The sequence below is a fragment of the Citrobacter sp. S55_ASV_140 genome (assembly GCF_018919505.1).
Taxonomy (GTDB): Bacteria; Pseudomonadota; Gammaproteobacteria; order Enterobacterales; family Enterobacteriaceae; genus Citrobacter; species Citrobacter werkmanii.
Genome location: NZ_JAHLQZ010000264.1, coordinates 1 through 4,341 on the forward strand (window position 1 = coordinate 1; position 4,341 = coordinate 4,341).

The window sequence follows — 4,341 nt, forward strand, 5'->3', positions numbered from 1 at the left end:
CAGGGCGCATCGCTGTGGAACGCCTGGGTATTCTGGTTCAATGGCCTGATTCACTGGGATTTTGGTGTGTCCAGTATTAACGGCCAGTTGATCTCAGAACAACTCAAAGAGGTGTTTCCGGCGACCATGGAACTGTGCATTCTGGCCTTTGGTTTTGCACTGATGGTCGGGATCCCGATAGGCATGTTGGCGGGCATAACACGTAATAAATGGCAGGACCGTTGCATCAGTGCATTGGCTCTGATGGGCTTTTCTATTCCGGTTTTTTGGCTGGCGCTGCTGCTGACGTTGCTCTTCTCACTGACCCTCGGCTGGCTGCCCGTTTCCGGGCGTTTTGATCTGCTCTACGAAGTTAAGCCCGTTACCGGATTTGCCATTATCGACGCCTGGATCGCCGACTCGCCCTGGCGCGATGAAATGCTGGTCAGTGCGATCCGCCATATGGTGCTTCCGGTGTTAACGCTCTCCGTTGCACCGACGACGGAAGTTATTCGTCTGATGCGTATCAGCACCATTGAGGTCTTTGATCAAAACTATGTTAAAGCGGCGGCTACTCGTGGTTTGTCACGGTTAACGATTTTACGCCGTCACGTACTGCACAACGCTCTCCCACCGGTTATCCCGCGCCTGGGGTTACAGTTTTCCACCATGCTGACGCTGGCGATGATCACCGAGATGGTCTTTAGCTGGCCAGGTCTTGGCCGTTGGCTGATTAACGCGATTCGCCAGCAGGATTACGCGGCGATTTCGGCGGGTGTGATGGTGATAGGCTCACTGGTTATCATCGTTAACGTCATCTCTGATATTTTGGGTGCTATGGCTAACCCTCTGAAACATAAGGAATGGTATGCCTTACGATAGCGTCTACAGCGAAAAGCGCCCGCCTGGTACGCTGCGCACCGCATGGCGCAATTTTTACGGCGATGCAACCGCAATGATCGGCCTGTATGGCTGTGCGGGACTGGCGATTCTGTGTATTTTTGGTGGTTGGTTCGCGCCTTACGGCATCGACCAGCAGTTTCTCGGCTATCAGCTTTTACCGCCGTCATGGTCGCGCTATGGCGAAGTCTCTTTCTTCCTCGGAACTGATGACTTGGGGCGTGATGTTTTAAGCCGCCTGCTCAGCGGTGCGGCCCCAACCGTGGGCGGTGCGTTTGTCGTTACTCTCGCCGCCACGCTGTGTGGCTTGTTACTGGGGGTGGTTGCCGGAGCAACGCACGGTTTGCGTTCCGCGGTGCTGAATCACATTCTAGACACTCTGCTGTCGATCCCTTCACTGTTGCTGGCGATTATTGTTGTGGCTTTTGCCGGTCCGCATCTGACTCACGCGATGTTTGCCGTCTGGCTGGCGCTGCTGCCGCGGATGGTTCGTTCCGTCTACAGCATGGTGCATGACGAGCTGGAAAAAGAGTATGTTATTGCCGCTCGCCTTGATGGCGCAACCACGCTCAATATTCTGTGGTTCGCCGTTCTGCCCAATATTACCGCCGGGCTTATCACTGAAATTACCCGTGCGCTGTCGATGGCGATTCTGGATATCGCCGCGCTGGGTTTTCTTGACCTTGGCGCGCAGTTGCCATCACCGGAATGGGGAGCCATGCTCGGCGACGCGCTGGAGCTGATTTATGTCGCACCGTGGACAGTGATGCTGCCAGGCGCGGCGATCATGATAAGCGTGCTGCTGGTTAACCTGCTGGGTGATGGCGTGCGCCGCGCAATTATTGCGGGGGTGGAATAATGCCATTACTTGATATCCGCAACCTGACCATTGAATTCAGAACCGGCGACGACTGGGTAAAAGCGGTTGACCGTGTCAGCATGACCCTCAATGAAGGGGAAATCCGCGGACTGGTCGGCGAGTCCGGCTCCGGCAAGAGCCTGATCGCCAAGGCTATTTGCGGCGTCGCCAAGGATAACTGGCGCGTAACCGCAGACCGTATGCGCTTTGATGACATCGATCTCCTGCGCCTTTCCGCGCGTGAACGACGCAAGCTGGTCGGTCATAACGTTTCCATGATCTTTCAGGAACCGCAATCGTGTCTTGACCCGTCCGAGCGTATTGGACGACAGCTGATGCAAAATATTCCAGCCTGGACCTATAAGGGGCGCTGGTGGCAGCGCATCGGCTGGCGCAAACGCCGGGCGATTGAGCTTTTGCACCGCGTCGGGATAAAAGATCATAAAGATGCCATGCGCAGCTTCCCGTATGAACTGACCGACGGCGAGTGTCAGAAGGTAATGATCGCTATTGCACTGGCGAATCAGCCGCGCTTGCTGATTGCCGATGAACCGACGAACGCGATGGAGCCAACGACCCAGGCGCAAATATTTCGCCTGCTGACCCGGCTGAACCAAAACAGTAATACTACCATTTTGTTGATCAGCCATGACCTGCAAATGCTCAGTCAGTGGGCGGACAAAATCAACGTAATGTATTGCGGACAAACGGTGGAAACGGCGCCCAGTAAAGATCTGGTGACGATTCCACATCATCCTTATACGCAAGCGTTGATCCGCGCCATTCCTGATTTTGGTAGCGCGATGCCGCATAAAAGTCGTCTGAATACCATGCCAGGAGCGATTCCATTGCTGGAACAATTACCCATCGGCTGCCGTCTGGGGCCGCGCTGCCCTTATGCTCAGCGTGAATGTATTGAAACCCCACGACTGACCGGAGCAAAGAATCATCTCTACGCCTGTCATTTCCCGCTGAACATGGAGAGAGAGTGAGATGGTAGAAACCCTGCTCGAAGTTCGCAATCTGAGCAAAACCTTTCGCTACCGGACGGGTTTATTTCGCCGCCAGACCGTTGAGGCCGTTAAGCCACTCAGCTTTACCCTGCGCGAACGTCAGACACTCGCGGTCATTGGTGAGAATGGTTCCGGTAAGTCCACGCTGGCAAAGATGTTAGCTGGCATGATTGAACCCACCAGCGGTGAACTGCTGATTGACGATCATCCGCTCCAGTATGGTGATTATTCATTCCGTAGTCAGCGTATCCGTATGATTTTTCAGGATCCGTCAACATCGCTTAACCCTCGTCAGCGTATTTCACAAATCCTTGATTTCCCGCTGCGTCTGAACACCGACCTGGAACCTGAACAGCGTCGCAAACAGATTATAGAAACGATGCGCATGGTTGGACTGTTACCTGACCATGTGAGCTATTACCCGCATATGTTGGCGCCGGGACAAAAACAGCGTCTGGGGCTTGCCCGCGCGCTTATTTTACGACCTAAAGTGATTATCGCCGACGAGGCCCTTGCCTCTCTGGACATGTCGATGCGTTCGCAGCTCATCAATTTGATGCTGGAATTACAGGAAAAACAGGGGATTTCGTATATCTATGTGACTCAACATATCGGCATGATGAAGCACATTAGCGATCAAGTATTAGTCATGCATCAGGGTGAAGTTGTTGAGCGTGGCAGTACCGCGGATGTTCTGGCTTCCCCGCTGCATGAGCTGACTCGTCGTCTGATTGCAGGGCACTTTGGCGAGGCGCTCACCGCCGACGCCTGGCGGAAAGATCGCTAACAAAGCCGCTGCCCTCCGAAACCGGAGGGCAAGTGCGCCATCAGTGACCAACACCGGGTAAGAGCAGTGTCTCGACCTCGTGAAAAACGACTGACGGAAAAACGCTCCCCTGTATCGCCCAGACACCTGCCGCGCTGACGTCATCGATAAGTCGTGATGTTTCGACCCCCTCCACCGCAACGTGATCGCAATATTCCCGGATGTTTTTGATAAGCACCGGGAACATCGGCTTTTCTACCTGTTCAAGGAAGAAACCGCGATCCAATTTAACCACGTCAAAATGACCGCAAACCAGCGGACTTGCCCCGACGTTACCGGAGCCGAGATCGCCCAGCCATAGCGCGTTTGGGCCGTCACAGAGTGAATTAATCAGCAGATTATTCAGGCAAATCGTACTCGACAGAAAACGCTCTGACAGTTCCAGTGCAATAAAGGGCATTGCGTGTAGGGCCGACTTGATGACCGGATCACCAATCGCCAGAAGTGCCATTTCATCGATGAGATGAAGGGTACAGAGCAGATTGTTGCTCTCAAACCAATCACGCTTTTCGGCAATTAACTGAATTTGCTTGAGCATGAAATTACGCTTTTGTTCGCTATTCCACGCTGAAACGACGAAATCTGCATGCAATGGGCGAACCGTATCTGCAGCAAACCGGGCGATCATCTCCACGCCCAGCAACTTATTTGTTGTGTCTCTCATCGGTTCCGCGATGAAATGATAGTGCATAAGACCACTCCAATTGATCATAACTTCCTGATAATGCACTTTTAATCACAATCAATCAATAATATCGATCAAT

Annotated in this window: 5 protein-coding genes; 4 read left to right on the forward strand and 1 reads right to left on the reverse strand. The window is 53.3% G+C overall.

Translation table 11 applies throughout. The features are described 5' to 3' along the window. The 4 genes from sapB to sapF form a co-directional block, all read left to right on the forward strand. Positions 1-861 (forward strand): putrescine export ABC transporter permease SapB (gene sapB, locus KQJ18_RS22015; protein WP_216422738.1); only part of this gene is annotated, 861 nt, incomplete at its 5' end. Further along, entirely contained in the window at positions 848-1,738 is an 891-nt protein-coding gene (gene sapC / locus KQJ18_RS22020) for a peptide ABC transporter permease SapC (protein ID WP_016156640.1), read from the forward strand. The genes sapB and sapC, both read left to right, overlap by 14 nt. Further along, positions 1,738-2,730 (forward strand): peptide ABC transporter ATP-binding protein SapD, encoded by a 993-nt coding sequence (gene sapD, locus KQJ18_RS22025; protein WP_003020556.1) that lies wholly within the window; start codon positions 1,738-1,740, stop codon positions 2,728-2,730. The genes sapC and sapD overlap by 1 nt, the downstream gene beginning before the upstream one ends. 1 nt (position 2,731) lies before the next feature. Beyond that, the gene (gene sapF / locus KQJ18_RS22030; protein WP_038640937.1) at positions 2,732-3,538 is read left to right on the forward strand and encodes a peptide ABC transporter ATP-binding protein SapF; all 807 of its coding nucleotides are present in this window, start codon (positions 2,732-2,734) and stop codon (positions 3,536-3,538) included. Positions 3,539-3,578: 40 nt separating this feature from the next. On the opposite strand, the gene KQJ18_RS22035 is transcribed toward sapF, so the two are convergent. Next, positions 3,579-4,268 carry an EAL domain-containing protein gene (locus KQJ18_RS22035; RefSeq protein ID WP_087856129.1) on the reverse strand — a complete coding sequence of 230 codons (690 nt, stop codon included), beginning with the start codon at positions 4,266-4,268 and terminating at the stop codon, positions 3,579-3,581. Between the last annotated feature and the right edge of the window lie 73 nt (positions 4,269-4,341).